Annotated in this window: 24 protein-coding genes; 13 read left to right on the top strand and 11 right to left on the bottom strand. The window is 68.1% G+C overall.

The genetic code is table 11. The annotated features are described in order from the left end of the window. Positions 1-219 precede the first annotated feature (219 nt). Positions 220-1,218 carry an LLM class flavin-dependent oxidoreductase gene (locus WS54_RS18950; protein ID WP_034206816.1) on the top strand — a complete coding sequence of 333 codons (999 nt, stop codon included), beginning with the start codon at positions 220-222 and terminating at the stop codon, positions 1,216-1,218. A 36-nt stretch (positions 1,219-1,254) separates the two neighbouring features. On the opposite strand, the gene WS54_RS18945 is transcribed toward WS54_RS18950, so the two are convergent. Further along, the gene (locus WS54_RS18945; RefSeq protein WP_034206815.1) at positions 1,255-2,316 is read right to left on the bottom strand and encodes an alpha/beta fold hydrolase; all 1,062 of its coding nucleotides are present in this window, start codon (positions 2,314-2,316) and stop codon (positions 1,255-1,257) included. A gap of 183 nt (positions 2,317-2,499) precedes the next feature. Here WS54_RS18945 and pdxY point away from each other — a divergent pair, with 183 nt between their 5' ends. From pdxY to WS54_RS18920, 3 genes are all read left to right on the top strand, one after another. Beyond that, positions 2,500-3,360: a pyridoxal kinase PdxY gene (gene pdxY, locus WS54_RS18940; RefSeq protein ID WP_034206814.1), complete on the top strand. Its 861-nt coding sequence runs from the start codon at positions 2,500-2,502 to the stop codon at positions 3,358-3,360. Between the two features lie 617 nt (positions 3,361-3,977). Beyond that, positions 3,978-6,122: a phosphocholine-specific phospholipase C gene (locus WS54_RS18930; protein WP_059782141.1), complete on the top strand. Its 2,145-nt coding sequence runs from the start codon at positions 3,978-3,980 to the stop codon at positions 6,120-6,122. 369 nt (positions 6,123-6,491) lie between these two features. Beyond that, the gene (locus WS54_RS18920; RefSeq protein WP_059782139.1) at positions 6,492-7,640 is read left to right on the top strand and encodes a branched-chain amino acid ABC transporter substrate-binding protein; all 1,149 of its coding nucleotides are present in this window, start codon (positions 6,492-6,494) and stop codon (positions 7,638-7,640) included. A gap of 133 nt (positions 7,641-7,773) precedes the next feature. Here WS54_RS18920 and WS54_RS18915 read toward each other — a convergent pair whose 3' ends face one another. Then, positions 7,774-8,523 carry a FadR/GntR family transcriptional regulator gene (locus WS54_RS18915; protein ID WP_034206811.1) on the bottom strand — a complete coding sequence of 250 codons (750 nt, stop codon included), beginning with the start codon at positions 8,521-8,523 and terminating at the stop codon, positions 7,774-7,776. 356 nt (positions 8,524-8,879) lie between these two features. Between WS54_RS18915 and gudD the strand changes: the two genes are divergently transcribed. Further along, positions 8,880-10,232 (top strand): glucarate dehydratase, encoded by a 1,353-nt coding sequence (gene gudD, locus WS54_RS18910; protein ID WP_034206810.1) that lies wholly within the window; start codon positions 8,880-8,882, stop codon positions 10,230-10,232. A 188-nt stretch (positions 10,233-10,420) separates the two neighbouring features. Here the strand turns inward: gudD and WS54_RS18905 are convergent, their stop codons facing one another. The 3 genes from WS54_RS18905 to WS54_RS18895 all read right to left on the bottom strand — a co-directional run bounded on the left by WS54_RS18905 (position 10,421) and on the right by WS54_RS18895 (position 13,015). Next, the gene (locus tag WS54_RS18905) at positions 10,421-10,885 is read right to left on the bottom strand and encodes a DUF2214 family protein (protein WP_059782138.1); all 465 of its coding nucleotides are present in this window, start codon (positions 10,883-10,885) and stop codon (positions 10,421-10,423) included. Between the two features lie 39 nt (positions 10,886-10,924). Further along, positions 10,925-11,725, bottom strand: coding sequence for a hypothetical protein (locus WS54_RS18900; protein WP_059782136.1), 801 nt, complete (start codon positions 11,723-11,725; stop codon positions 10,925-10,927). A 225-nt stretch (positions 11,726-11,950) separates the two neighbouring features. After that, positions 11,951-13,015 carry a glycosyltransferase family 4 protein gene (locus WS54_RS18895; RefSeq protein WP_034186533.1) on the bottom strand — a complete coding sequence of 355 codons (1,065 nt, stop codon included), beginning with the start codon at positions 13,013-13,015 and terminating at the stop codon, positions 11,951-11,953. Between the two features lie 567 nt (positions 13,016-13,582). Between WS54_RS18895 and WS54_RS18890 the strand changes: the two genes are divergently transcribed. Beyond that, on the top strand, positions 13,583-15,415 hold the full coding sequence (locus WS54_RS18890) for an ABC transporter ATP-binding protein (RefSeq protein ID WP_059782135.1): 1,833 nt from the start codon (positions 13,583-13,585) through the stop codon (positions 15,413-15,415). A gap of 84 nt (positions 15,416-15,499) precedes the next feature. Here WS54_RS18890 and otsA read toward each other — a convergent pair whose 3' ends face one another. Continuing rightward, positions 15,500-16,885: an alpha,alpha-trehalose-phosphate synthase (UDP-forming) gene (gene otsA / locus WS54_RS18885; protein ID WP_059782133.1), complete on the bottom strand. Its 1,386-nt coding sequence runs from the start codon at positions 16,883-16,885 to the stop codon at positions 15,500-15,502. After that, complete coding sequence (otsB, locus tag WS54_RS18880; protein ID WP_034206805.1) at positions 16,882-17,634, bottom strand: trehalose-phosphatase; 753 nt, start codon at positions 17,632-17,634, stop codon at positions 16,882-16,884. The genes otsA and otsB overlap by 4 nt, the downstream gene beginning before the upstream one ends. 465 nt (positions 17,635-18,099) lie before the next feature. Here otsB and WS54_RS18870 point away from each other — a divergent pair, with 465 nt between their 5' ends. The 3 genes from WS54_RS18870 to WS54_RS18860 are packed head-to-tail and all read left to right on the top strand — an operon-like array spanning position 18,100 to position 20,070. Beyond that, complete coding sequence (locus WS54_RS18870) at positions 18,100-18,735, top strand: SCO family protein (protein ID WP_059782131.1); 636 nt, start codon at positions 18,100-18,102, stop codon at positions 18,733-18,735. Positions 18,736-18,743: 8 nt separating this feature from the next. Then, entirely contained in the window at positions 18,744-19,190 is a 447-nt protein-coding gene (locus tag WS54_RS18865) for a copper chaperone PCu(A)C (RefSeq protein ID WP_059782129.1), read from the top strand. Between the two features lie 10 nt (positions 19,191-19,200). Then, positions 19,201-20,070 carry a cytochrome c oxidase assembly protein gene (locus tag WS54_RS18860; protein ID WP_059782127.1) on the top strand — a complete coding sequence of 290 codons (870 nt, stop codon included), beginning with the start codon at positions 19,201-19,203 and terminating at the stop codon, positions 20,068-20,070. 22 nt (positions 20,071-20,092) lie between these two features. Here WS54_RS18860 and WS54_RS18855 read toward each other — a convergent pair whose 3' ends face one another. Both WS54_RS18855 and WS54_RS18850 read right to left on the bottom strand, forming a co-directional pair. Further along, on the bottom strand, positions 20,093-20,584 hold the full coding sequence (locus WS54_RS18855; protein ID WP_059782125.1) for a GNAT family N-acetyltransferase: 492 nt from the start codon (positions 20,582-20,584) through the stop codon (positions 20,093-20,095). 134 nt (positions 20,585-20,718) lie between these two features. Further along, positions 20,719-21,585, bottom strand: a complete 867-nt coding sequence (locus WS54_RS18850; RefSeq protein WP_059782123.1) for a pirin family protein — start codon at positions 21,583-21,585, stop codon at positions 20,719-20,721. 111 nt (positions 21,586-21,696) lie between these two features. Between WS54_RS18850 and WS54_RS18845 the strand changes: the two genes are divergently transcribed. Together WS54_RS18845 and WS54_RS18840 are read left to right on the top strand one after the other, a co-directional pair. Next, positions 21,697-22,614 (top strand): LysR family transcriptional regulator, encoded by a 918-nt coding sequence (locus WS54_RS18845; protein ID WP_034206799.1) that lies wholly within the window; start codon positions 21,697-21,699, stop codon positions 22,612-22,614. Between the two features lie 103 nt (positions 22,615-22,717). Further along, positions 22,718-23,221 carry a GAF domain-containing protein gene (locus WS54_RS18840; protein WP_034206798.1) on the top strand — a complete coding sequence of 168 codons (504 nt, stop codon included), beginning with the start codon at positions 22,718-22,720 and terminating at the stop codon, positions 23,219-23,221. A 103-nt stretch (positions 23,222-23,324) separates the two neighbouring features. Here the strand turns inward: WS54_RS18840 and map are convergent, their stop codons facing one another. Then, entirely contained in the window at positions 23,325-24,131 is an 807-nt protein-coding gene (gene map / locus WS54_RS18835) for a type I methionyl aminopeptidase (RefSeq protein ID WP_059782121.1), read from the bottom strand. Beyond that, positions 24,131-24,367 (bottom strand): ParD-like family protein, encoded by a 237-nt coding sequence (locus WS54_RS18830; RefSeq protein WP_034206796.1) that lies wholly within the window; start codon positions 24,365-24,367, stop codon positions 24,131-24,133. The genes map and WS54_RS18830 overlap by 1 nt, the downstream gene beginning before the upstream one ends. Positions 24,368-24,515: 148 nt before the next feature. Here WS54_RS18830 and WS54_RS18825 point away from each other — a divergent pair, with 148 nt between their 5' ends. Both WS54_RS18825 and WS54_RS18820 read left to right on the top strand, forming a co-directional pair. Next, on the top strand, positions 24,516-25,133 hold the full coding sequence (locus tag WS54_RS18825; protein ID WP_059782119.1) for a helix-turn-helix domain-containing protein: 618 nt from the start codon (positions 24,516-24,518) through the stop codon (positions 25,131-25,133). Between the two features lie 50 nt (positions 25,134-25,183). Then, positions 25,184-25,732 (top strand): GNAT family N-acetyltransferase, encoded by a 549-nt coding sequence (locus WS54_RS18820; RefSeq protein WP_059782117.1) that lies wholly within the window; start codon positions 25,184-25,186, stop codon positions 25,730-25,732. Positions 25,733-25,752: the final 20 nt, after the last annotated feature.

Below are 25,752 nucleotides of genomic sequence, written 5' to 3'. Positions count from 1 at the left end.
TTTGTATGTCGATGCGGTATCACTTCCAATCGCCGTAAAGTTTGGTAATTAATCGGCGATTGGTTCGATTTTTGCAACGATCGTCGCGAGCAACCCTGCGCCCCTGTAAGGCGCATGGGTATCCGCGCGCCGCCAGCACGTTCCGGAACCCTTTGGCAAAATCCTTGGCGTCTGTTGCGTAATCGCATCACCACGCCACCCCGTTTCGAAGGTCTTCCGATGACACCGTTTTCCGTACTCGATCTCGCCCCCATTCCGGCCGGCGCCGACGCCTCGCAAGCGTTCCGTAACACCGTCGACCTCGCGCAGCACGCGGAGCGCTGGGGCTACCGGCGCTACTGGCTGGCCGAGCATCACAACATGCCGGGGATCGCGAGCGCGGCCACCGCCGTCGTGATCGGCCACGTCGCGGGCGCCACGCAGACGATCCGGGTCGGCTCGGGCGGCATCATGCTGCCGAACCATGCACCGCTCGTGATCGCCGAGCAGTTCGGCACGCTCGCGTCGCTGTATCCGGGGCGCATCGACCTCGGCCTCGGCCGCGCGCCCGGCACCGACCAGACCACGTCTCGCGCGCTGCGCCGCGACCTGGTCGGCAGCGCAGACTCGTTCCCGGACGACGTCGCGGAGTTGCAGCGCTACTTCGCGGAGCCGGTACCCGGCCAGCGCGTGCGGGCGGTGCCGGGCGCCGGGCTCGACGTTCCGGTGTGGCTGCTCGGGTCGAGCCTGTTCAGCGCGCAGCTCGCGGCGATGCTCGGACTGCCGTTCGCGTTCGCGTCGCACTTCGCGCCGGACTATTTGATGCGGGCGCTCGAGATCTATCGCGCGCAGTACCGGCCGTCGGCCGCATGGCCGAAGCCGCATGCGATGGTCGGCGTCAACGTGTTCGCGGCCGACACCGACGACGAGGCGCGGCGCCTGTTCACGTCGTTGCAGCAGCAGTTCATCAACCTGCGGCGCGGCACGCCGGGCAAGCTGCCGCCGCCCGTCGACGTGCTCGAGGCGAGCGAACTCGAACTCGCGACCGTCGCGCATTCGCTGTCGTTCGCGGCGGTCGGCTCGCGCGACACGGTGCGCGACAAGCTGCGCGACCGTATCGCGCAGACGGGGGCCGACGAGCTGATCGTCACCGCGCAGATCTACGATCATGCCGCGCGGCTGCGCTCGTTCGAGCTGACCGCGCAGATCCGCGACGAGCTCGCGAACGAAGCAAGCTGACGGCCCGACCGGGCGCGGCCGGCCGCCTGCCCCGCATCACTGCGGGTGCACGGCGTCCAGCCCGTCGAGCAGCGCCTTGTGGAACGCGTCCGGGTCCTGGATCTGCGGCGCGTGTCCGAGCGCCGGGAATTCGACGAGCTGCGCGCCGGGAATCGCGGCCTGCGTGCGCTTCGCGAGTTCCGGATAGCGGCCGAGCTTCGCGTGCACGTCGGGCGGCGCGACGTCCTTGCCGATCGCGGTCGTGTCCTTGTCGCCGATCATCAACAGCGTCGGCACGCGGATCGCGCCGAATTCGTAGACCACCGGCTGCGTGAGGATCATGTCGTAGATCAGCGCGGAGTTCCACGCGACCGCGTCGCGGCCGGGGCCGCGATACATCCCGGCGAGCATCTGCACCCAGCGCTCGTACGACGGCGACCACTTGCCCGCGTAGTACGTGCTCTGCTCGTAGCGGCGGATGCCGTCGGCCGTGGTCTTCTGTTCGCGCGCATACCAGTAGTCGACCGACAGCGGCGGCACGCCGAGCGCCTTCCAGTCCTCGAGGCCGATCGGGTTCACGAGCACGAGCTGGTCGGTCGCCTTCGGATACATCAGCGCGTAGCGGATCGCGAGCATCCCGCCCGTCGAGTGGCCCAGGATCGTCGCCGACTTCACGCCGACCGATTCGAGCAGCGCGTGCGTGTTGCGCGCGAGTTGCTGGAAGCTGTACTGGTAGCGCTCGGGCTTCGACGACTTGCAGAAACCGATCTGGTCCGGCGCGATCACGCGGTAGCCGGCGCGGCTCAGCACGCCGATCGTGTCCTCCCAGGTCGCCGCGCAGAAGTTCTTGCCGTGCAGCAGCACGACGGTGCGGCCGTTCGGGTGCGCGGGCTGCACGTCGAGGTACGCCATCTCGAGGGTTTCGCGCTGCGACACGAACGCGTATGCGTGCACGGGCGCCGGATACGCGAACCCTTCGAGGCGCGGGCCGTACGCGGGCCCGTCGTTGGCGGCGGTCGTCGCGGCGACGGTCGCAACGGGCATCGCGCACGCGGCGGCGGCGCTCGCGCCGAGCACGGCGGCGCGCGCGACGGACAACATCTTGCAAATCGAAAGCATGGCGATCACGGTGATTGGAGACACGCGCGGGCAGTCGGGCTGCAGCCTTGCTGCGTCGCGCCCCGCGATTCTACGCGGTCGCGTGACGACGACGCGCAACACTCCGGGCCGCGCGACTTCCGCGCGTACGACGAACTCGGGTATCGTGTGACGTGACCCTGAAACGCGTGCAGGCGAATTCCCATGAAAAACGTCCTCAGCATTCAGTCGCACGTCATCTACGGCCATGCCGGCAACAGTGCGGCCGTGTTCCCGATGCAGCGTCTCGGCATCAACGTCTGGCCGCTCAACACCGTCCAGCTGTCGAATCACATGCAGTACGGCCACTGGGCCGGCAGCGCGATCGATGCCGCGAAGATGGAACAGCTCGTCGACGGCGTCGCCGCCATCGGCGCGCTCAAGCGTTGCGACGCGGTGCTGTCCGGCTTTCTCGGCTCGCCGCCGCAGGCGCGCGCGGCCGTCGAGATCGTGCGCTCGGTGAAGGCGATGAATCCGAACGCGTGGTACTTCTGCGATCCGGCGATGGGCCAGACGGGCGGCATCCGGCCCGAGCCCGGCGTCGAGGAATTCATCGTCCAGGAGATGCCCGCGCTCGCGGACGGCATGTCGCCGAACCACTCCGAACTGCAGAAGCTCGCCGGGCGGCGCATCGAGACCGTCGCCGAAGCCGTCGACGCGTGCCGCGCGCTGATCCGCCGCGGCCCGAAGATCATCCTCGTCAAGCACCTGCACGACCGCAACAGCCCGGCCGACCGTTTCAACATGCTCGCCGTCACCGAAACCGAAGCGTGGATCGGCCAGCGGCCGCTGTATGCGTTTCCGCGCCATCCGGTCGGCGTCGGCGACCTGACCAGCGCGATCTTCGTCGCGTGCCGGCTGCGCGGCGACTCGGTGCGCGCCGCGTTCGAGCACACGCTCGCGGCCGTGCATGCGGTCGTGAAGGCCACCTACGACGCCCGTCGCTACGAGCTCGAACTCGTCGCCGCGCAGGACGAAATCGCACGGCCGAGCGAATGGTTCGGCGCGTGGGTGACCGACGCCTGACGCGTACGCATCGCGTTCCTCGCCGCCGCCGCTCTGCGTCCTCTGCCGTCCCCGCAGCCATCCCGCCGCTCCCCGCTCCTCCGGCGTGCCACGCGCCACCCGCCTCACCTGCCTCACCGCCTCACCCGCCTCACCCGCCTCACCCGCCTCACCGCCTCACCGCCTCACCGCCTCACCGCCTCACCGCCTCACCGCCTCACCCGCCTCACCCGCCTCACCCGCCTCACCCGCCTCACCTGCCTCACCGCCTCACCCGCCTCACCCGCCTCACCCGCCTCACCTGCCTCACCGCCTCACCCGCCTCACCCGCCTCACCCGCCTCACCCGCCTCACCCGCCTCACCCGCCTCACCCGCCTCACCCGCCTCACCCGCCTCACCCGCCTCACCTGCCTCACCCGCCTCGCCCGTCGCCGCTTCTTCGCCGTTCGTACCGCGGCGCGCAGCCGGCGGCAATCCGATCCACGCGTGCAAACGTTTCCGGACTTCACATGAATGACACCGATTCCTCGCTATGCTCGCGGCGGCACGAACCGGCGCAGCCGCATCCTGCGCTCCGGCGCGTGCCGTTCCCGCAGGTCCCGCCAATCGGCTCCCCCTTTTCCGCACGATAACGACCATGACCCGATCGAACCGTCGTGACTTCCTGCGCGTCGCCGCCGGCACTGCCGGCGCCGCCGCGCTGAACCTGTTCCCGCCCGTGATCCGAGATGCGCTCGCGATTCCCGCGAACCGCCGCACCGGCACGATCCGCGATATCGAACACATCGTGATCCTGATGCAGGAGAACCGTTCGTTCGACCACTACTTCGGCACGATGCGCGGTGTCCGCGGCTTCGGCGACCCGCGCCCGCTGCGCCTCGCGAACGGCAAGTCGGTGTTTCACCAGCCGGTCGGCCCGGCCGAACTGCTGCCGTTCCACCCGGGCGCCGACAAGCTCGGCCTGCAGTTCCTGCAGGACCTGCCGCACGGCTGGCAGGACATGCACGCGGCCTGGAACAAGGGCCGCTACGACCAGTGGGTGCCGAACAAGGGCACCACGACGATGGCGTACCTGAAGCGCGACGACATCCCGTTCCACTACCAGCTCGCCGACGCGTTCACGATCTGCGACGCATACCACTGCGCGATCCCGAGCTCGACCGACCCGAACCGCTACTACATGTGGACGGGTTACGTCGGCAACGACGGCACGGGCGGCGGCCCGGTGCTCGGCAACGACGAAAAGGGCTACGGCTGGACGACCTATCCGGAAGTGCTCGAACAGGCCGGCGTGTCGTGGAAGATCTACCAGGACATCGGCACCGGGCTCGACGCGAACGGCTCGTGGGGCTGGACGCAAAACCCGTACATCGGCAACTACGGCGACAACTCGCTGCTCTACTTCAACCAGTACCGCACCGCGCTGCCCGGCACGCCGCTGTACGACAAGGCGCGCACCGGCACCAACGTCAGCGCCGGCGGCACGCTGTTCGACGTGCTGCAGCAGGACGTGAAGAACGGCACGCTGCCGCAGGTGTCGTGGATCTGCGCGCCGGAAGCGTATTCCGAGCATCCGAACTGGCCCGCCAACTACGGCGCGTGGTACATCGAGCAGGTGTTGAAGGTGCTCGTGTCGAATCCCGACGTGTGGAGCAAGACCGCGCTCTTCATCACGTACGACGAAAACGACGGCTTCTTCGATCACGTGCCCCCGCCGTTCGCGCCGCAGTCGCGCGACAACGGGCTGTCGACGGTCGCGACGACCAACGAGGTGTACGCCGGCGACGCATCGCACATGGCCGGCCCGTACGGCCTGGGGCCGCGCGTGCCGATGCTCGTCGTGTCGCCGTGGACCAAGGGCGGCTGGGTCTGCTCGCAGACCTTCGATCACACGTCGCTGCTGCAATTCATCGAGGCGCGGTTCGGCGCGCAATATCCGGTCACGGCCGCCAACGTGTCGCCGTGGCGTCGCGCGGTGTGCGGCGACCTGACGTCGGCGTTCGACTTCGCGACCGCGGACGCCGCCTGGCCGACGCTGCCCGACACGAGCGGCTACGCGCCGCCCGACCGCGCGCGCCATCCCGACTACATCCCGGTGCCGCCAGTGCTGCAGAAGCTGCCGAAACAGGAGGCCGGGCTGCGTCCGGCGCGTGCGCTGCCGTACGAGCTGTTCGTGCACGGTCGCGTCGAAGCCGCGAACGGCCAGTTCCGGCTGACCTTCGCGAACACCGGCCGGGCAGGCGCGGCGTTCCAGGTCCAGTCGCGCAATCGCGTCGACGGCCCGTGGGCGTACACGGTCGAAGCCGGCAAGCGCGTCGCCGACACGTGGAGCGCCGCCGCGTCGCTCGGCCTGTACGACCTCGACGTGTACGGCCCAAACGGCTTCTACTGCCATTTCCGCGGCCCGTTCGCGACCGGTGTCGGCAGCGCGAACGTGAACCCCGAAGTGATCTACGGCTACGACGTTGCGAACGGCAACATCACGCTGCGCCTGATGAACCGCGGCCACAAGGCCGTGCGGCTCAAGGTCACGAACGCGTACGGCCACGGCCACGCGCGCACGTTCGACCTCGCGCCGGGCGCGCACGTCGACGATTACTGGGACCTGCGCGGCAGCCACGGCTGGTACGACCTGACCGTCAGCGACGGCCGGCTGCTCGGCTTCCTGCGCCGCTTCGCGGGCCACGTCGAAACGGGCCGCCCGAGCACCAGCGACCCGCTGATCCGCACAAGCGCGTCGCACGACGACGCCGAGGCCGCATCGGACGCCCTGTCCGACTGACGTCGGCCCTACGCGGCGCGGCCCCGGGCGGGCCGCGCCGCTGCGTTGCCCCGCTCCGCCCCCTTTCCTCCCCACCCGTTCCGTTCGCGACGGGAAATTCCCGATACCGGCCGCCTGCGCACGCGCGGAAGCTATGCGCAAATCCGCATCGAATGCGCGGCAAATTTCCAAGACCCGTGCATATCGGCGACCTATATATCGAGGCAATCGGGGCTCTTCGCGGAGCCTGACGGGAGATGTTTCCGAGAATCGCGATGCCGACCTCCCCGCCCGATTCCGAGAAGCGGTCGAACCGCCCGCCCGTCGCACGCGCCGGCCCGCCCGAACGCGTGCGGTACCCACTCGCAGGTGTCGAACAAGAGGAACAACATGAAATTCCGTCATTCCCTGCTGTCGGTGTCGATTGCATCCGCGCTTGCCCTCCTCTCGCAACAGGCCGCCCAGGCTGCCGACGCAACCGACGTGAAAGTCGGCTTCGCCGCGCCGCTCACCGGCGTGAACGCCGGCTACGGCAAGGATCTGCAAAACGGCGTACAACTCGCGCTCGACGATGCGGTCGCGCAGAAGGTGCAGATCGCCGGCAAGCCTGCCCGTTTCAATCTCGTCGTGCAGGACGACCAGGCCGACCCACGCATCGGCGTGCAGGCCGCGCAGGCGCTGGTCGACCAGAACGTGTCGGTCGTGGTCGGTCACTTCAACTCGGGGACGACGATCCCGGCGTCGGTGGTCTACGACAAGGCCGGCATTCCGGTGATCGACCCGGCCGCGACCAATCCGACGCTCACGTCGCGCGGGCTCGCGAACATGTTCATGGTGATCGCGACCGACGGCCAGAATGCCGGCAACGCGGGCAAGTACGCGGTCGACGTGACGAAGGCGAAGCGCATCGCGATCATCGACGACCGCACGGCGTTCGGCCAAGGCGAGGCCGACGAATTCGAGAAGGCGGTGAAAGCCGCGGGCGGCAACCTCATCGGCCGCGAGTTCACCAGCAACCAGGCGGTCGATTTCCGCGCGCAGATCACGAGCCTGAAGGCCAAGAACCCCGACCTGATCTTCTTCGGCGGCCTCGATTCGCTCGCCGCGAACTTCATCAAGCAGATGCGGCAGCTCGGGCTGAACGCGCAGTTCGTCGGCGGCGGCGGCGTGAAGGACAACGAATTCATCAAGATCGCGGGGCCGGCCGCCGAAGGCGCGATGGCGTGGGAATATGGCCGGCCGCTCGACGAACTGCCACAGGGGAAGGACTTCGAGGCGCGCTTCAAGAAGCGCTTCGGCGTCGACGTGCTGTCGTACGCGCAGTTCGGCTACGACGCCGCGTGGGCGGCGATCAAGGCGATGCAGGCGGCCGGTTCGACCGACCCGAAGGCCTATCGCCCGGCGCTCAAGAAGATCGACTTCGAAGGCGTGACCGGCCGTATCTCGTTCTCGAACGACGGCTCGCTGAAGAGCGGGATGTCGACGCTGTACCAGGTGAAGAACGGCGCGTGGAAAACGATCGTGACGAAGGGAGGCTGATCGGCGAAGGAGGCGGCCGGCGGCGGAAACGCCGCGCGGCCGCCGAGATCGAGGCGGTCATGCCAATCTTGTACGACGACTGATGTTGATGCGGCGGGACACGCAGCCATGCGCGTCCCGCGAGACTTGACGGTCAGCCGGCCTCGGCCTCGGCTGCCTCGTGCGCGCGGCGCAGCCGCTCGCGGCTGTTCGTGAGGTGCGTGCGCATCGCGGCGCGGGCGGCTTCCGGGTCGTGGCGCGCGATCGCCTCGTAGATGTCCTCGTGCTCGTGGTTCAGCCGGCCGACGTAGCGCTCGAGGTCGTCGCCGGCAAAGCGCGCCGAATTCACGCGCGTGCGCGGGATGATCGACGTGCCGAGCTGCGTCATGATGTCGACGAAATAGCGGTTGCCGGTGGACTGGGCGATCTGCAGGTGGAACTGGAAATCGAGTTGCGCGGTGTCGCGGCCGCTGCCCGCGCCCGTCGCGATCGCGTCGAGCGCGCGCCGCAGCGCGGCGAGGTCGGTATCGTTCGCGCGCTGTGCAGCGAGGCTTGCGCACTCGCTTTCGAGGCTGATGCGCAACTCCAGCACCGCGAGCACGTCGCGCAGCGTCGTGATCGTCGCGGGATCGATGCCGAGCGTCTGGCGGCGCGACGGCTCCAGCACGAAGCTGCCGATGCCGTGGCGCGTCTCGACGAGGCCGCTCGCCTGCATCCGCGAGATCGCCTCGCGCACGACCGTGCGGCTCACGCCCTGTGCCGCCATGACTTCGGTTTCGGTCGGCAGCTTGTCGCCGGGACGCAGCGTGCCGTTTTCGATCTGCGCGGTCAGCGCGTCGACGACATCTTGTGCGAGGCTGCGTGCGCGACGGCGCGGCGCTGCGGGAAGCGTAGGCACGGACATGTGGCCGGTTCCTTTTTGAATGATCGTAATGTGAGCCGAGGGTTTACGCGGGGTTTGAGCGAAAGCCGATGATTCATTATACTGCGTCACAAGTCATCCGACGACTGATGATCGGCGCACGGATCTCCTGTCGACTCAGGTCGGCTGTTCGGCACGCCCGGTCCCGTGCGCGACGATCGACCCGCGTTCGCGTTCTGCGCGCCACCGGCCGGCTGTCGCCCTCACCCCGTTCCGGGGTTGCGTCGACGTGCGGGCTTGCGCGCCGCGCACGTCGGTTGTCGAATGATCGCACCTCCCGCCGCGCGCGGCAAAGCTTTTGCCGCACGGCATCGCCCACTCTTTCGCCATCGCCGCCCATGAACGCCGTCACTGCCTCGCCCTCCCACGACACGCCGCGCATCGTCGACCTGCAAGCGATTCCGGTCGCCGGCCACGACAGCATGCTGCTCAACCTGAGCGGCGCGCACGGCCCGTTCTTCACTCGCAACCTCGTGATCCTGAAGGACAGCGCGGGCCGCACGGGCGTCGGCGAAGTGCCCGGCGGCGAAAGCATCCGCCGCACGCTCGACGACGCGCGCGCACTGGTCGTCGGCCAATCGATCGGCAACCATCATGCGGTGCTCAACGACGTGCGGCGCACCTTCGCCGACCGCGACGCGAGCGGCCGCGGGCTGCAGACCTTCGACCTGCGCACGACGATCCACGCGGTCACCGCGCTCGAAGCCGCGCTGCTCGACCTGCTCGGCCAGCATCTGGGCGTGCCGGTCGCCGCGCTGCTCGGCGAAGGCCAGCAGCGCGAGCGCGTCGAAATGCTCGGCTACCTGTTCTACATCGGCGATCGCACGAAGACCGCGCTGCCCTACCGCGACGGCCGCGGCGCAACCGACGACTGGACGCGCGTGCGCGACGAAGCCGCGCTGACGCCCGAAGCCGTCGTGCGACTCGCCGAAGCCGCGCACGCGCGCTACGGCTTCAACGACTTCAAGCTGAAGGGCGGCGTATTCGAGGGGGCACGCGAGATCGAAGCCGTGACGGCGCTCGCCGAGCGCTTTCCCGACGCGCGCGTGACGCTCGATCCGAACGGCGCTTGGTCGCTCGACGAGGCCGTGCGGCTGTGCCGCGACCAGCATCACGTGCTCGCGTATGCGGAAGATCCTTGCGGCGCGGAGAACGGTTATTCGGGCCGCGAGGTGATGGCCGAATTCCGCCGCGCGACGGGGCTGCCGACGGCAACCAACATGATCGCGACCGACTGGCGGCAGATGGGCCATGCGGTGCAGTTGCACGCCGTCGACATCCCGCTCGCCGATCCGCACTTCTGGACGATGCAGGGGTCGGTGCGGGTCGCGCAGATGTGCCGCGACTGGGGCCTCACGTGGGGTTCGCATTCGAACAACCACTTCGACGTGTCGCTCGCGATGTTCACGCACGTCGCAGCCGCGGCGCCGGGCCAGGTCACCGCGATCGATACGCACTGGATCTGGCAGGACGGCGAACGGCTGACGCGCGAGCCGCTGAAGATCGAGAACGGGCTGGTGGAAGTGCCGAAGCGGCCGGGGCTCGGCGTCGACATCGACATGGATGCGGTCGCGCGCGCGCACGAGCTGTACAAGCAGCACGGCCTCGGCGCCCGCGACGACGCGGCGGCGATGCAGTATCTGATCCCGGGCTGGACGTTCAACAACAAGCGCCCCTGCCTCGTGCGCTGAGCATGGGCGAGCCGGGCGGCGGAACCGCCCGGTCGGACGGGAATCGGCGGGCACGACGCCGTGCGCGGCCGGTCCGGCTGGCGCCGGGCTCGAAACGCCTCGCGAGTGGGACGGGATCCGGATGGTTGTCGCCATGCCGGACTTGCGTGGCTTCACCCGGCTGACCAATCGTCCCTAACCGGGCGTCCCTAGCCGGGCGCCCCTACCCCCCGCGCCATCCCCGACGCGGCGAACACGATGACGATCACCAGCACCGCCTGCCAGTGGCCGATCCGCACATAAGTGCGCGCACGGCCGATATCGGGCATCTGCTGCCGCCGCGCGGCGACACGCCAGCGGATCAGCCCCAGCATCGGCGCGATCTCGAGCAGCAGGATCAGCACGAGCGCGGTCATCTTCAGGTGAAAGAGCGGTTCGTGCAGGTAGTAAGCGGTCCCTTTCTCGAAACCGCCGAACGCGCGTGCAAGGCCCGTCGCGATCAGCACGAGCGCGGACAGCCCCCAGACCGCATCGGCCTTGAACACGCCCGACAAATCGGCTGCCTGCGCCGAAGCGACGAGCCGGCGCAACGCGCGGTTGCGCCCCGCGATCGCGGCAAACGCGACACCGAACGCACTCAGGTGAATGGCGGCCAGCAACCAATGGACGATCATCGCGCCTCCTTGTCGCCCGCGCCCGGTGCGCGAGCCCTGTCAGACGATCTGCTTGAGCGCCGCGTCGAGCGCGAGCACCGCGACGCGGTCGCCTTCGGTCGCGAGCGGCGTGCGCATCACGGTCTGCCGGTTGTGACCGACCGCCGCCGGCGAATCCCACAGCAACTCGACCTTCGGCCGATTGAACAGGCTGCCGCGGCGCGGCGGCACGACCGCCGGCTGCGCGCCCTGCTCGCCCGCGGCGAGCGCCGCGTGGCCGGGCCAGCGCACCGACAGCTCGCGCGCGTCGTACTGGCCGACCTTGCGACTTTCCATCCAGACGATCGCGGTACGCGTCAGCACGTCGAGCGAAATCGCATACCGGCCGACCGCGAAGCGGCGCGCGGCCACGTTGGTCCGCCACAGCGGCCGGGGCCGGCAGATCCAGACGATCGCCGCGTACAGCGCCGGCGCGGCGACGAGCCAGCCGTTGGTCGCCGTCACCGCATGCAGCGCGCGGCGCCAGCCGGCCGCCCACGTGAATGCACCGATCGACCACACGGCGAACAGGAGACCGATCAGCGCGAACGCGCGCAGCGCCTGGCGCAGCCACTGCGGCAGCGGATGGAACGGGCGCTCGGCCCGTGCGGCGGCGCCGGGCAACGCGAGCAGCAGGAAGATCAGGATCAGGTAGACGAATGCCCACGGCGACGACACCATCGCCGACAGCGACGAGCGATAGCCCATCTGGGACATCGAGAACAGCCAGCGCGCGAGCAGCACGAGACCGATCGCGCGCAACGCGAAGATCACACCGGCGCCGGGGGCCGGCGCTGCGCGCGTGGTTTTCGTTCTCGCCAAGACTGCTCTCCTCTGGATATTCGTACCGGCCGGATTTCACGGCACGGCCATTATAGGGACATTACCGTCTGGACAGATGGCCGGATGGCGTGGCGGGCCGCTTCGGGGGCCGTTCGCGGCGCCGGGCGCGGCGAGAATACAACAGATCCGCGCCGCAGATGTGACAACGCCCCGCCGGAAAACCCGGACGGGGCGTCGTGACGGCCGCGCGGCGGCGGCCCGCAATCAGCTTGCGTTGACTTCGCGGAGCACCGTGCGGCGCTTCTGGCGCAGCAGTTCCTCGTAGCCCTTCACGTAATTCTGCGCCATCACCTTCGACGAGAAACGGGCTTCGAACGCGGCGCGAACCTTCTCGCGCGGCAGCGTGTCGAGACGCTTGAGCGCGGCAACGGCCGACAGCTCGTCTTCGACGACGAAGCCCGACACGCCGTTGTCGATCACTTCCGGCACCGAGCCGCGCTTGAACGCGATCACCGGCGTGCCGCAGGCCATCGCCTCGATCATCACCAGGCCGAAGGGCTCCGGCCAGTCGATCGGGAACAGCAGCGCATGCGCGTTACCGAGGAATTCGGTCTTCTCCGCCTCGCTGATTTCGCCGATGTACTCGACGTGCGGCAGCGCGAACAGCGGCTTGATCTTCTCTTCGTAGTACGCGCGGTCGGCCTTGTCGAGCTTCGCGGCGATCTTGATCGGCAGGCCGGCCTGCTCGGCGATGCGGATCGCCGTGTCGACGCGCTTCTCCGGCGAGATGCGGCCGAGGAACGCGAGGTAGCTCGGCTTCACGTTCGGGATCGGCGTCAGCAGGTTTTCCGGCAGGCCGTGATAGACGGTCGACAGCCAGTTCGCCTGCGGCAGCGGAATGCGCTGGTTGTCGGAGATCGACACGACCGGCACGTCGCTGAACGCATTGAAGATCGGCTGCAGTTCCGGCAGGTCGAGACGGCCGTGCATCGTCGTCAGATGCGGGACCGGCTGGCGCGAGAACAGCGAGAACGGGTAATAGTCGATGTGGCAGTGCAGGACATCGAACTCTTCCGCGCGGCGGCGCACCTGCTCGAGGAGCAGCATGTGCGGAGCCATCACGTCGCGGATCGTCGGGTCGAGGCGCAGCGCCTGCGGCCAGCACGCTTCGAGCTTCGCGGACGTTTGCGAATCGCCGCTCGCGAAGAGCGTGACGTCATGCCCCATCTCGACGAGTGCTTCGGTGAGGTAGGACACCACTCGCTCGGTACCACCGTACAGTTTCGGGGGCACCGCTTCGTGCAACGGAGCGATTTGGGCGATTCGCATGCGTAACTCCTAAAAAATCGGCAAAAAACCAGGTATGGGTCGGCAACCTGCCGGCGGTCCGGGCTGGCTGCGCGTCGCCCGAACATCGGACGAATCGGCCTGCCGGGAGCGTCGAAACCCGCGCTGCTCAAGGAGCGTCGGCGACGCGACAGGCATAGAACGTTTGAAACGAAGACCCGTTGACAGGGGTTCGTAAAAAAACCTGGAATCGAACCCGGAGCCGATTATCTAGGGTTAATCCCGATACGGCGCACGACATTTCAAACACTTTACTTTGTTACAAAGGCGCAACACTTTGCAACCCGCGGACTCGGGCGTCCGTTCTAGAGTGGAAGGCCGTTTTGGCGATCCTTGTTAACCCGCAGCTGCCGGCAGCGCGATTCCGGCATACGACACAGGACGGGATGCCGGATTTTATCTCAAAATCGAGCGCGAGCCCCTGGCCAAGGCAAGATTCGCGCAGCGCGACGCGCGGCGTTGTTTACAATGCCGGATTATTCAGTCCGGGCGAACGCCGGCCTGCGACCCAGCCGCCTCGCTCACTCACCGAATCACCGCACGCATATTTTGGAATCTCTCACCCCCGCCCAGCGCAACGCCCACAACGCGAAGCTGTCGAGCTACGCGCACCGGCCGATCGCGTTCCTGTTCCGCTACATCCGCCTCCACCCCGTCGCGCACCTGGTCGTGCTCTGCAGCGTGTTGGCCGCCGTCGGCTGCGCGCTCGGCTCGCAATATGCGATCAAGCACCTGATCGACGTGCTGGCGACCGGACGCCATCACCCGGGCCCGCTGTGGAGCGCGTTCGCGCTGCTCGTCGGGCTGATCGCGGCCGACAACCTGCTGTGGCGCGTCGGCGGCTGGGTCGCCGCGCACACGTTCGTCGCGGTCACGGGCGACCTGCGGCGCGACCTGTTCCAGTATCTGATCGGCCATTCGCCGACGTATTACTCGGAGAAGCAGCCGGGCACGCTCGCCAGCCGCATCACGGCCACGTCGAACGCGGTCTACACGTCGGAGAACACGATGGCGTGGAACGTGCTGCCGCCGTGCATCGCGGTGATGGGCGCGATCCTGATGATCATCGTCGTCAATCCGCTGATGGCGGCCGGCCTGCTCGGCTGCTCGGCCGTGCTGTCCGTCATCCTGTTCAAGCTCGCCGGCCGCGGCTCCGCGCGCCACCATGCGTTCGCGGCGAAGGCCGCGGCGGTCGACGGCGAGCTCGTCGACGTGATCGGCAACATGGGCCTTGTGCGCGCGTTCGGGATGACGCTGCGCGAACAGAAGCGCTTCAGCGCGACGGTGAAGGCCGAGATGGATGCGCGCCAGCAGAGCCTGCTCTATCTCGAAAAGCTGCGGCTGCTGCATGCGGTGATCACCGCGATGCTGTCCGCCGGCCTGCTCGGCTGGGCGCTGTGGCTGTGGGATCAAGGCCGCGCGACGTCGGGCGACATCGTGCTCGTCAGCTCGCTCGGCTTCACGATCCTGCACGGCACGCGCGATCTCGCGGTCGCGCTCGTCGACGTCACCCAGCACGTCGCACGCCTGTCCGAAGCCGTGAAGACGCTGCTCGAACCGCACGGCATGCCGGACCGCTCGGACGCGCAGCCGCTGTCGGCCAAGGGCGGGCGCGTCGACTTCGAGCGCGTGACGTTCGCATACCCGCACCGCCGCGCGATCCTCGACCACTTCGACCTTCATATCGAACCGGGCCAGCGCGTCGGCCTGATCGGCAAGTCGGGCGCCGGCAAGTCGACCGTGCTCGCGCTGCTGCAGCGCTTCTACGACACGCAGGACGGCGCGGTGAAGGTCGACGGCCAGGACGTGAAGGGCATCACGCAGGACAGCCTGCGCCACGCGATCGCGCTAGTGCCGCAGGACATCTCGCTGCTGCACCGGACGATCTACGACAACATCGCGTACGGCCGCCCCGACGCGACCCGCGACGAAGTGCTCGCCGCCGCGCGCGACGCGCGCTGCGCGGAGTTCATCGAAGCGATGCCGGAAGGCTATGACACGATCGTCGGCGACCGCGGCGTCAAGCTGTCGGGCGGCCAGCGCCAGCGCATCGCGATCGCGCGCGCGATCCTGAAGGATGCGCCGATCCTGCTGCTCGACGAAGCGACGTCGGCGCTCGACAGTGCGTCCGAGGAAGCGATCCAGAGCGCGCTCGACCGCCTGATGGTCGGCCGCACGGTGATCGCGATCGCGCACCGCCTGTCGACGCTGCGCAACTTCGACCGCATCATCGTGATGAACAACGGCAAGGTGATCGACGACGGCCCGCCCGACGTGCTGCGCAGCCGCCCCGGCCTGTATCGCGACCTGCTCGCGAAGCAGCATGGCCGCCATCATGCGGCCCCCGACGGCAACGCGCCGACCGGCGAACGCGTAGCCTGACGCGCCGGCATCGCGCCGACGAAAAAAGCCGCCGTGCTTCTCGCACGGCGGCTTTTTCAATTGCGCCGACAGCAACGGAACGGATCAGACCTGCTGCAGATCGCGCAGGAAATTGTCCCGCCACACCGACACGTTGTTCTCGCGAAGCTGCGCGATCATGTCCGCATAGCGCGCGCGCCGCTCGGCGAGCGGCATCGTCAGCGCCTGCGACAGCGCATCGGCCATTCCGTCGATATCGATCGGATTGACGATCAGCGCGCCCGCGAGCTCGCGCGCGGCGCCTGCGAAACGCGATAGCACTAGCACGCCCGGATCGTCCGGATTCTGTGCGGACACGTATTCCTTCGCGACGAGGTTCATCCCGTCGCGCAGCGGCGTCACGAAACCCACGCGCGCGAGCCGGTACAGCGCGGCCAGCACCTGACGGTCGTACTGACGGTGAATGTAGAGGATCGGCGCCCAGTCGAGCTCCGCGTAGCGCCCGTTGATACGCCCCGACTCCGCTTCCAGCTGCAGGCGGATGTCCTGGTACGCACGCAGGTCCGCACGCGTCGACGGCGCGATCTGCAGGAACGACACGCGGTTGCGGATCGACGCCTGGTGCTCGAGCAGCTTCTCGAACGCACGGAATCGTTCGACGAGCCCCTTCGAATAATCGAGCCGGTCGACGCTCATGATCAGTTGCCGCCCGCGCAGCGACGTCGCGAGCGTGCGCACCGCCTTGCCGTGCTCGCCCGCCTGCGCGAGCGACGCGATCTCGTCCGGATAGACGCCGATCGGATAGGCGGCCGCGCGCAGCGTCTGGCCGAACGCGCGTACGCGCACCGTGTGCCCGTCGTGCTCGACTTCGCCGTCCGCCTCGAACTCGACGTAGTCGCAGAACGCGCGCAGATCGGGCCCGGTCTGGAAGCCCAGCAGATCGAACGCGCACAGCGACTCGACGAGCTCGCGGTGCGGCGGCACGTTGACGAGCACCTGCGCGGCCGGAAACGGGATGTGCAGGAAGAAGCCGATACGGTTCTTCACGCCGGCGTCGCGCAACGCGCGCGCGAACGGAATCAGGTGATAGTCGTGCACCCAGATCACGTCGTCGTCCTGCAGCAGCGGCACGAGCTGCTGCGCGAGCCAGACGTTGACACGGCGATAGCCGTCGAACTCGTGGCGATCGTACTGGATCAGGTCCGCGCGGTAATGGAACGCGGGCCACAGCGTCGCGTTGGAGAACCCGCGGTAATACTGGTCGTAATCGCGGCGCGACAGCCCGACCGTCGCGAACGTCACGGGCCCGCGCTCCTCGATGCGGATTTGCGGCTGCGGTGCGCCGGATGCGACCACTTCGCCGCTCCAGCCGAACCACATGCCGCCGGTTTCCTTCAGCGCGTCGTAGACGCCGATCGCGAGGCCGCCCGCCGCCGGTTCGCCTTCCGAAATCGGCGCGACGCGGTTTGAAACGATGATGAGCCGGCTCATGCGTGCGGCTGCCCCGCGCCGAGCCAGCATGCGATCTGCTCATGCAATGCGTCGACCGAATCGAGCCGCATGCGCGCGGACGTCTCGCCCGCACCGACCTTGATCGACAGGCCGCCGCGCGCGTTGACCACCGCGAAGCCCTTCTCGTCGGTCAGATCGTCGCCCGCGAACAGCGGCACGCGGCCCGCAAAGGGCGGCTCGTCGAGGAACGCGGCCAGCGCGCGACCCTTGTCGACGCCCTTCGGCTTGATCTCGAACACCATCTTGCCGGGTTGCAGCACGTACGCATCCGCATAGTCGGCGACGAGGCGCTCGGCCGCTTCGCGCGCCACCGCCTCGCGCTCGGGCGCATTGCGAAAATGCAGCGCGACGGCCGCGCCCTTGATCTCGAGCAGCATGCCCGGATGGCGGTCGACAACGTCCGCGAGCTCGCGCTCGATGCGCAGCAGGCGCTCGTCGTTGAAGCCGATGCGCTGCGTGTCGCCGTTCGCATCGCGGCGCTCCGCGCCGTGCAGGCCGGCGATCGGCAAGCCGGGCATCTTCAGGAACGTGTCAAGGTTGTCGATGCCGCGCCCGGACACGATCGCGACCGCGCCGTGCGAGCGGCGCGACAATTCGTCGAGCAGCGTCAGCAGCGACGGCGGAACACGAATGCTGTCGGGCGTCGGCGCCAGTTCGACGAGCGTGCCGTCGAAGTCGAAGAAGAACGCGGTATCGGTCAGGGACAGGGAAGCCGGAACGGATTGCATCGATTCGATAGTTTGAGGGGCAGCCGGCACATGCCGGCCGCCGCTGCGCGAATGGAGTTGTGCGCATCTTACCGCGCCTGCGCGTCCAGATGGGCGAAACCGGAGCTGCGCGGACACCACGCAGGCCGCCGCGTCAACTGCGACATATTGCCCCGCTCGCCCGTGCCGTACGGGTTTCGAAAGGACGCAGGCGCGCGAATTGCGCTACAGTCGCAACCGCCTGCCGCGCGACGCATGGCATCGTGCCGGCCGGCTACTCGTTGAGTCCGATCGAGCTTGGGGACCGTTTCCGTATGGAACGCACATGCGAATGTCCGAAACTGCTCGTAGGGCAACGAGTGAGGAGCACCGTTTGGCCGAGCCAAACAAGCGACGCGCGACGCCGCCATACGGGCAGTTTCGGACAATCCCGTAGAATATTTTTTAATTTGGGGTTGCGCGTTCCATATGGAAACAGTCCCTGAGATGCCGTCTGCCTGTCCCGCGCCGCGCCGGCGCCTCTCCCGCCTCATCCGCACGGCCGCGGTCCTCGCCGCCGCCCTGGCGCTCGCCGCGTGCACGCACGACGAGCCGCGCTGGAACCTGACCAACGTCACCGGCCACCTGCCCGACCTGTCGTTCGAGCTGACGGGCGGCGACGGCCATCCCGTCGATGCCGATGCGTTCCGCGGCCGCGTCGCGCTCGTCTACTTCGGCTACACGCACTGCCCCGATGTCTGCCCCGAAACCCTGGCGCGGCTGATGGAAGTGCTGGCGAATCTCGGCCCGCAGGCGGACCACGTGCGCATCCTGTTCGTCTCGGTCGATCCCGCGCGCGACACGCCGCAGGCGATGCAGTCCTATGTCGCCGCGTTCGACGCCGCGCACGCGCGCGGCCTGACCGGCACCGACGGCCAGATCGAATCGCTCGCGAAGCGCTATCGCGTCGCGTACCAGATGGAAAAGCGCGATCCGTCCGGCGGCTACGAAGTGACGCACAGCTCGGCCGTCTACATCTTCGACGCGACCGGTCGCGCGCGCCTGCTCGCGACCGATCGCGATTCGCCCGACGCCATCGCCGCCGATGTGCGCCGGATCATCGACCCTGCCTCCACGACCTGAATTCCGCGATGAACACGAAAACGACCCTCAAGACGTTCGCCCTCCTCGCCGCGCTGTGCGCCGGCACCCACGCCTATGCCGCCGGCGCGATCAGCGCGCAGAATGCCTGGGTGCGCTGGCTGCCGAACAAGCTGCCCGCGGGCGGCTACGTGACGCTCGTGAACGCCGGCGACAAGCCGATCGACCTCGTCGACGTCGACAGCCCCGACTACGGGATGGCGATGCTGCACCAGACGGTATCGAACGGCTCGACGCAGAAGATGGAGATGGTCGACAAGCTGACGATCCCCGCGCGCGGCAAGGTCGACATCGCGCCGGGCGGCTATCACTTCATGCTCGAGGAGCCGAAGCACGCGATCAAGCCGGGCGACACCGTGCATCTGCGCCTGAAGTTCTCCGACGGCGAAACGGTCGATGCGCCGTTCGCCGTGAAGTCGCCGGCCCGGGCGAAGTGATACACGCGCGATGAACCTCCTGTACTGGCTCGATCCGTGGGAACCGTCGCCGACCGTGGTCATCGCGGTGCTGGCGGCCGCCGTGCTGTTCGCACGCGGCGTGAAGAAAGCGAAGGTGTCGCCGCTGCGGCAGTTCTCGTTCTGGTTCGGGCTGACGGCGCTCTACATCGCGCTGCATACGCGGCTCGACTACTTCTTCGAGCACGAATTCTTCATGCACCGCGCGCAGCACCTCGTGCTGCATCACCTCGGGCCGTTCTTCATCGCGCTGTCCTATCCGGGCGCGGCGATCCGCGCAGGCATTCCGTTCCGCTGGCGGCAGCGCTTCGTGCGCCCCGCGCTCGCGTGGGCGCCGGTGCGCGCGACGCTCGACGTGGTATTCCATCCGGTCGTCGCGGTCGTGCTGTTCGTCGGGCTGATCTATTTCTGGCTGCTGTCGCCGATCCACTTCATCGCGATGCTCGACTGGCGTCTCTATCGCGCGATGAACTGGAGCATGGTGATCGACGGGCTGCTGTTCTGGTGGCTCGTCGTCGATCCGCGTCCCGCGCCGCCCGCGCGGCTGTCGCCGGGCCGCCGGATCCTGATCGTCGTCGCGGCGATCCCGCCGCAGATCGCGCTCGGCGCGCTGATCTTCTTCACGCCGCACGAGCTGTATCCGATCTATTCGATCTGCGGCCGCGCGTTCACGTGGCTGAGCCCGCTGCGCGACCAGCAGATCGGCGGCCTGCTGCTATGGATTCCCGGTTCGATGATGAGCGTGATCGGCGCACTGATCGCGCTGCGGCACTGGCTACGGCTGTCCGCGCGCGGGCGCCTGATCGGCGAACGGGCCGCGCGGCGCACGGACGAACCGCCCGTCGCACGCGGCGCGCACTGACTGCCGCGCAGCGCGGCGCGCGTCACGCGCGCGCGCTGCTCATCCAGACGTGCGGAATGCCGTCCTCGTCGTGCACGTCCGAACTCGGCGTGAAGCCGAACGCTCCGTAGAAACGTTGCAGGTGAGCCTGTGCATGCAGGCTCACCTGCGTATCCGGCCACTGCGCGCGGATATGCTCGAGCGCGCGCGACAGCAGCCCGTTGCCGAGCCCGGCGCCGCGAAACGCGGCGGTCGTCAGCACGCGGCCGATACGCACGTCGGTGTGCTGCGCGTCTGGCAGCAGCACGCGCAGATAGCCGGCCAGACGGCCGGCCGGATCGAAGGCCGCCAGGTGCCACGCGGCCTGGTCCGCATCGTCGATGTCGCGATACACGCAGTTCTGTTCGACGACGAATACGGCGCTGCGCGCTTCGAGGATCGAATAGATTTCGCGCGCCGTCAGCGCGTCGAAGGATTTCCAGCGCCAGTCGAGATCGGCGGTGCTCGGGGATGCGGCGGGTGCGGATGCGTTCATGTGCGGTCCTGAGTCGGGCGCGCCGACCGGCGCGCGGCAACCGTCGATTATGCCTCGAAGCGCGCATCGCGCGCGACCGCCTGCCCGCGTGCGAAAAAAAGCCCCGCATCGCGCGGGGCCTGCTCGTCATGCCGTCATGCCGGCATCTGGCCGAAGCGGCCGCTGTTGAAATCTTCGATCGCGGTACGAATCTCCGCTTGCGAGTTCATCACGAACGGACCGTAGCCGACAACCGGCTCGTCGATCGGCTCGCCGCTCAGGATCAGCAGCTTCGCGTCGCCGTTCGCTTCGATCTCGACGTCGCTGCCGTCGCGGCTCAGTTGCACGAACTGCGCTTCGCGGGCCACCGTCTCGCCGTTCACCTGCACGGTGCCGCTCAGCACGACCACCGCGAGCGTACGCCCTTCGGCGACCGGAAACCGCGCATGGCCGCCTGCGACGAGCCGCACGTCCCACACGTCGATCGGCGTGTGCGTGCGGGCCGGGCCGCGCCGCCCGTCGAGCTCACCGGCGATGATCCGCGCCCGTCCCGCGCCGTCCGGCAACTCGACCACCGGGATATCGGCGTTCAACAGCGTCTGGTAGCCGGGCGCGCCCATCTTGTCCGCGGCGGGCAAGTTCACCCACAGCTGCACCATCTCGAGCGGGCCGCCCCGCTTCGTGAACGCCTCCGAGTGGAATTCCTCGTGCAGGATCCCGCTCGCGGCCGTCATCCACTGCACGTCGCCCGGGCCGATCGTGCCGCCCGCGCCGGTCGAGTCGCGGTGCGCGACTTCGCCGTCATAGACGATCGTCACCGTTTCGAAACCGCGGTGCGGATGCTGGCCGACACCGCGCGGCGTGCTCGTCGGTTCGAACGTCGCCGGGCCCGCGTAATCGAGCAGCAGGAACGGGCTCAGGTGCGTGCCATGAGACTGGTAGCTGAACATCGAACGCACCGGGAAACCGTCGCCGACCCAATGACCGCGCGGCGCACTGTACACACCCTGGATCTTCTTCATTGCCCTTCTCCGTATTGCGGCGAAACCCGTGTTTCGCATCCATGGATGACAATATAGAGATGGAACGATCGATCCGGTAGACTGCCAAAATCGCACTCAGCGTTCCATTTCATGAACGATAAAGCGCGGGATCTCAACGATCTCTACTACTTCGTGCAGGTCGTCGAACACGGCGGCTTCGCGCCGGCCGGGCGCGCACTGGACATGCCGAAATCGAAGCTGAGCCGCCGCATCGCGCTGCTCGAGGCGCGGCTCGGGATGCGGCTGATCCAGCGTTCGACGCGCCGCTTCACGGTCACCGACGTCGGCCAGACCTATTACGCGCATTGCCGCGCGATGCTCGTCGAGGCCGATGCCGCCGACGAGGCGATTGCGCTGCTGCACGAGGAGCCGCGCGGCATCGTGCGCGTCAGTTGCCCGATCGTGCTGCTCGATTCGCTGGTCGGCACAATGATCGCCGCGTTCATGGCCGCGTGCCCGCGCGTCGAGATCCACCTGGAAGCCACGAATCGGCGCGTCGACGTGGTCGGCGAAGGAATCGACGTCGCGATCCGCGTGCGTCCGCCGCCGCTCGAGGACAGCGATCTCGCGCTGCGCGTGCTCGCCGAGCGCGGCCAGTGTCTCGTCGCGAGCCCCGCGCTGCTGCGCGAGCATGGCGTACCGGTCGTTCCCGCCGATCTCGCGCGGCTGCCGAGCCTCGATCACGGCGTGCCGCAGTCCACGCACGTGTGGCGGCTGCGCGGGCCCGACGGCGCGCACGCGGAAATCCATCACCAGCCGCGCTTCGTGACGGGCGGGATGCTCGCGCTGCGCGCGGCGGCCGCCGCGGGCGTCGGCGTCGTGCAGTTGCCGACGATGATGGTACGCGACGAGGTGTCGCGCGGTGAACTGGTCACGGTGCTACCGGACTGGGCACCCCGCCGCGAAATCGTGCACGCGGTGTTCGCGTCGCGCCGCGGGCTGCTGCCCGCGGTACGGGCGTTGCTCGATTTCCTGGCCGAGCGGTTCGCCGAACTCGAACCGGACTGAACGCGCCGCATCGCCCACGCCCCTGCGCTGCAGACCGCGCGCGCGTGCCGTAGACTGCGGTACGCGCAGTGCGCGCTTTCACAACCTCTATCGCTTTCCCGCCATGTTCACGCTGTCCAACGACCCTACCGCCTCCAAGGCCGACCAATACGCGACGCTCGTCGAGCAGGCGCGTGCGCTCGTCGAATCCGAACGCGACCTGATCGCGAACGCGGCGAATTTCTCCGCGCTCGTCTATCACTCGCTCGATCGCCTGAACTGGGCGGGCTTCTACTTCTTCGACGGCACCGAACTCGTGGTCGGCCCGTTCCAGGGCAAGCCCGCGTGCGTGCGGATCGCGCTCGGCAAGGGTGTGTGCGGCACCGCCGCGCAGACGCGCGAGACGCAGGTCGTGCGCGACGTGCACGACTTCCCCGGCCATATCGCTTGCGATGCGGCGTCGGAATCGGAAATCGTCGTGCCGCTGGTGGCCGGCGACGGCACGCTGATCGGCGTATGGGACGTCGACAGCCCGGTCGCCGCGCGCTTCGACGACGAAGACCGCCGGGGCATGGAAGCACTGTGCCGCGTGTTCGTCGAACACGCGTGGCAGAAGGCGCGCGGTTAAGCTCGGCGGCGCCGCGGCGCAGGCCGCGGCAAGCGAAACGGGCTCCGCGAAGGAGCCCGTTTCATTGCAACGCCGCGCCGCCGTATGCGGCGCACGGTCGCCGTCAGGCCGCGTGCGTGCCGGAAAGCGCGGCGAACGCCTGCGGCTTCGCGTCCTCGGTCAGCACCTCGACGCCCGTTTCCGTCACCACGACCATGTGCTCCCATTGCGCGGACAGCGAATGGTCCTTCGTGACGACCGTCCAGCCGTCGGCCAGCACCTGCGTATCGCGCTTGCCCGCGTTCAACATCGGCTCGATCGTGAAGATCATCCCCGGCCGCAGCGGCAGACCGGTGCCCGGGCGACCGTAATGCAGCACCTGCGGTTCGTCGTGATAGACGTCGCCGATGCCATGCCCGCAATATTCGCGCACCACGCTGAACCCTTCGCGATGGGCGACCTGCTGTATCGCATAGCCGACGTCGCCGAGCGTCGCACCGGGGCGCACCGCGCGGATGCCGGCGTGCATCGCCTCGTAGGTCGCCGCGACGAGCCGCCGCGCGAGCGCGTTCGGTTCGCCGACGAAATACATGCGGCTCGTATCGCCGAACCAGCCGTCCTTGATCACCGCGATGTCGAGGTTCACGATGTCGCCGTCGCGCATCGGCCGCGACGTCGGAATGCCGTGACAGACCACGTGGTTGACCGACGTGCACAGCGTCTTCGGATAGCCGTGGTAGCCGATGTTCGCGGGAATCGCGCCCAATTCGTCGACGATGTATTCGCGGCAGCGCGCATCCAGCTCGTCGGTGGTGACGCCCGGCTTCACGTGCTCGGTGATCATCGTCAGCACCTGCGACGCGAGCCTCGCGGCTTCGCGCGACTTGGCGATTTCCGCGGCGCCGCGGATCGGGATTTCGCGTTTCGCCATTACGCCACCTGCTCGATATGCTGCGCTACCGGTTCCGCCGGCCCCACGTCGCCGCCACGCGCCTCTGCCTCGATCAACATCTTGCAGATGTCGCCGTAGGACAGCGACGGATTGAGCTCCGCCAGCATTCCGACGCGCAGCCAGTGTTCGGCCTGCGCGTTGATCGAACGGCTCAGTGCCGTGCTCGTCGAGCGCAGCCGCTCATGCATGTGCTCGGAAATCTTGATGATGCCCATATATCCCCAATTAAACGAAACGTAGCTATTTCGTATATTACGCTGCGCCTGATGACCGAGCAAGCCGTTCGGTTCCGTCCCCTTCTTCAATCCGCGTCGGGGAATGCCGTTGACATCGAATTCCATCTTGCTGGAAAATAAATCCATCATGAAAGAATCAGCGATTCCCACGGCCGACGACGCCGGTATCAACGAGCGCATTGCCCGGCGCGTGCGCGATCTGCGCGCCGTTCGAGGCTACACGCTCGATGCGCTGGCCGCGCGTTCCGGTGTCAGCCGTTCGATGATCTCGCTCATCGAACGCGCGTCGGCCAGCCCGACGGCCGTCGTGCTCGACAAGCTCGCGGCCGGCCTCGGCGTGTCGCTCGCCGGGCTGTTCGGCGGCGACCGGGACGACGCGCCCGCGCAGCCGCTGGCCCGCCGCGCGCAGCAGGCCGAATGGCGCGACCCGGCGTCCGGCTATGTGCGGCGCAACCTGTCGCCGGCCGGCTGGCCGTCGCCGCTCCAGCTCGTCGAGGTCGATTTCCCGCCCGGCGCGCGCGTCGCGTACGACAGCGGCGGGCGCGAAAGCGCGCTGCATCAGCAGGTGTGGATCATCAGCGGCCGCGTCGACGTCACGTTGGGCGATGCGCTTCACGAACTTCGCGAAGGCGACTGCCTGGCCATGCGGCTCGACCGGCCGCTGATCTTCAGCAATCCGTCGTCGCACGCCGCGCGCTATGTCGTCGCGATCTGCGACGCATCCGCCGCCGCGCGGAGCGCGTGATGCGCGCGTCGAGTGCGCACCCGATTTAGAGCCAACAGGAAGGAACCCGTATGAACTCCCCGTCACAGCGCGACGACGTGCGCCTGATCGATTGCAGCGAGGCCGAACACGCAGCGGCCATTCTCGACATCCTGAACGACGCGATCGTGAACTCGACCGCACTGTACGACTACCGGCCGCGGCCGCCGGAAGCAATGGTCGCGTGGTTCGCGACGAAGCGCGTGGGCGGCTTTCCGGTCTTCGGCGCCGTCGACGCCGCGGGCACGCTGCTCGGCTTCGCGAGCTGGGGGACGTTCCGCGCGTTCCCGGCCTTCAAGTACACGGTCGAACACAGCGTGTACGTGCGCAACGATCAGCGCGGCCGCGGGCTCGGCGAACTGCTGCTGCGCGAAGTGGTGCGGCGTGCACGCGAAGCGCAGGTGCACGTGCTGGTCGGCTGCATCGACGCGACCAATGCCGGAAGCATCGCGCTGCATACGAAACTGGGATTCGTGCACGCGGGCACGATCGCCGAGGCGGGATTCAAGTTCGGCCGCTGGCTCGATGCGGCGTTCTACCAGTTGAAGCTCGAGACGCCGGTGCAGCCGGTGGATGGGTAATTGATGGGCGGCCGTCGCAT

Source organism: Burkholderia sp. NRF60-BP8 (genome assembly GCF_001522585.2).
Lineage (GTDB): Bacteria > Pseudomonadota > Gammaproteobacteria > Burkholderiales > Burkholderiaceae > Burkholderia.
This window is presented reverse-complemented; position numbering and strand designations above follow the sequence as displayed.